Here is a 2,520-nt window from a genome sequence, read left to right as displayed (position 1 = left end):
GCGGCAATCGGGCTGGCGACAATCGCAAATTGGGAAGCGATAACCGCCATCGTCAGCGGACGGGAAGGACGGATGCCATTGCGACGGCTGACTTCGGCAATCACGGGCAAGACCGAGTAAGCCACATGGCCCGTACCTGCCAATACGGTAAAGGTGTAAGTTACCGCCGGCGCGATAAAGGTGATGTATTTCGGATTGCGGTGCAACACGCGCGTGGCAATCTTAATCATATAGTCCAAACCGCCGCTGGCCTGCATGGCCGCGGCGGCAGACACTACCGCCATAATCATCAGCATCACATCAATCGGAGGGCTGGTCGGCTGAAGATGGAAACCAAAAGACAATACAGCCAAGCCGATACCGCCGAGCACGCCCAAACCAATACCGCCAACCTGCGCACCAATCAGGATACACAGTAGCACAACGGCAAACTGGATAAAAAACATAGTTGACATAACAATTCCCAAAATCCGGCCTTAGCCGAAATAAAATTACAAACGGTTGGATTATAGAGTAAACCCTCTTCCCTAACCATACTTTACCTAATTATACATACTGATCTATATCAAATAAATAATATTCTCATTTAACCTCTAGGTTTTTAAAAACACAAAAAAGGCCGTCTGAAGATTTTCAGACGGCCTCTATGGTTTAAAAAGATGATAAGGCTATTTCCCGGTTACTTCTTCATCTTTTATAAAATCCGATACGCCATGCACACAGCGGATTTTGCGTTCCGACAAGGTTGCCTCCAACAAGGCATCGTTTTGCGGCAATGAATCGCGTTCTGCCTCATTGTGCCAGAGGTGGTACGCAATGCCGGCAAATTTCAAATTATGGCGTTTCATCCCGTTATGATAGCAACGGGCGACAAATTCGCTGTCTTCCCTGCCCCAACCGACAAAGCTATTGTCAAACCCATTGACGGCAAGCGCATCGCTGCGGAAAAAGCCCATATTGCAGGTTTTGATGCCTTTATGTTTGCGGTTGCCTTTTCGGCCTGCCAATTTGGCCAAACAACGGCAGCGCAGGGCGGAAAGCCGTTTTTCTATCCCTGAGCTGAACATAGACAAAGCAGGCAAATCGCCTTCATCCAAAATATCCTGCGTTTTATCCTCAGTCAAAATCACGCGGGAACCCTGTATCAAACGGCCTCTGCGGGCAATCTTCAAATGATCGGCGATAAAAGACGGATCCAAAACCATATCGCCGTCAATCAACACAATATAATCGCTTTTCGCCTGCGCCAACGCACGGTTGCGCGATTCGGCAGCACGAAAGCCTCTATCCGGCTGCCATGAATGCTTAACGGGAATACTTGTCCTGCGGCGGATAAAATCAACCACTTCGGCGGTTTCCTGCCTTGAGCCGTCATCCGCGACAATAATCTCATCCGGCAGACGGGTTTGCGATAAAGCCGATTTCAACACCAGCTCCAAAGCATCGGGGCGATTGTAAGTGGTGATGATGAGGGAGACGGTTATCGTGCGGTTGCGCTCGTAGAGTTTGACATATTTGTAATACGAACCTTGTGCGTTGGAAACTGAAATCGTCAGGCCGTCCGCACCATAAGCAAAACCGCGCTTGAGCAGGTAATTCTTCACAAACGATACGCCGCCATGCAGCAAAGCCTTAAACGGCGAACTGTCTTTCTTAAAACGATTTTCTTCCGCATACAGCGAGCTATACTGCTGCATTTTTTGAATCAGCCCTTCGGCGTTTTCAAAAGAATAATGTTTCAGATGGCCATCGAGTTGTTTAACCTTGGCTTCCTGCGGCAACACCAAAGACTCATGCACCTGACGGTCGGAAAAACGGCTAAATCTGCGATGATAAAGGCGTGGAATAATATCCGGATACCAGCCGCAGCCTTTAATCAGTCTGCCGTGGTAATGGTTCAGACGGGAAAGTGAAAAAATATGCTCCTTCTCATTTTCCAAAACGGCCGCACGAATGGATTCGATTAAAGCCTCATCCGCCACTTCATCGCTGTCTATGCTGAAAATCCAATCGTTTTGCGCCAGTCTGGCCGCCAGATTTTTCATCGGACCAAACCCGATAAAGTCATGCTTGTAATAGCTGACATTTGAAAAACCCTTGGCAATTTCAAAAGTACGGTCGGTCGAGCCGTTGTCCAACAGCAGGACTTCGTCAAAGTCTTTCAGCGCACTCAAAACTTCTGAAAGATAACGTTCTGAATTTTTTACCAACATGGCGGCGGTTGCCGGAATTGTGTGCATCATAAAAAGGCCGTCTGAAAAAGGAAGCTGTATTTTAACCGATATACCGCTACAATATGTCCTCCTTTTTTCAGACGGCCTGACCCATGCAGCTTATTCTTGCCCCCATGCAGGGGCTGGTGGATGATGTGATGCGCGACCTGTTGACGCGTATTGGCGGATTTGACGAATGCGTCAGCGAATTTGTCCGCATTACGCACACGGTCCACTCACGCGCCACTTGGCTTAAATATGTTCCCGAAATCGCCCATGCCAACCGCACGCCGGCCGGCACGCCCTG

Annotated in this window: 3 protein-coding genes; 1 reads left to right on the top strand and 2 read right to left on the bottom strand. The window is 48.8% G+C overall.

From position 1 onward, the window contains the following. The coding region (locus ACTHUE_RS15430) for an anaerobic C4-dicarboxylate transporter family protein (protein ID WP_440402827.1) at positions 1 to 446 on the bottom strand (446 nt) is incomplete at its 3' end. A gap of 222 nt (positions 447 to 668) precedes the next feature. Then, positions 669 to 2,243, bottom strand: coding sequence for a glycosyltransferase family 2 protein (locus ACTHUE_RS15425; RefSeq protein ID WP_070695518.1), 1,575 nt, complete (start codon positions 2,241 to 2,243; stop codon positions 669 to 671). A gap of 83 nt (positions 2,244 to 2,326) precedes the next feature. Between ACTHUE_RS15425 and ACTHUE_RS15420 the strand changes: the two genes are divergently transcribed. After that, the coding region (locus ACTHUE_RS15420; RefSeq protein WP_440423927.1) for a tRNA-dihydrouridine synthase at positions 2,327 to 2,520 on the top strand (194 nt) is incomplete at its 3' end.

Source organism: Neisseria sp. P0021.S005 (genome assembly GCF_051956955.1).
The sequence above is the reverse complement of the archived record's forward strand: the minus strand, read 5'-3'. Positions and strand labels throughout refer to the sequence as shown.

What these genes read in the sequence shown, in the direction of transcription:
- ACTHUE_RS15425 (WP_070695518.1), bottom strand. Translation starts at nt 2,243, where the DNA reads ATGATGCACACAATTCCGGCAACCGCCGCCATGTTGGTAAAAAATTCA.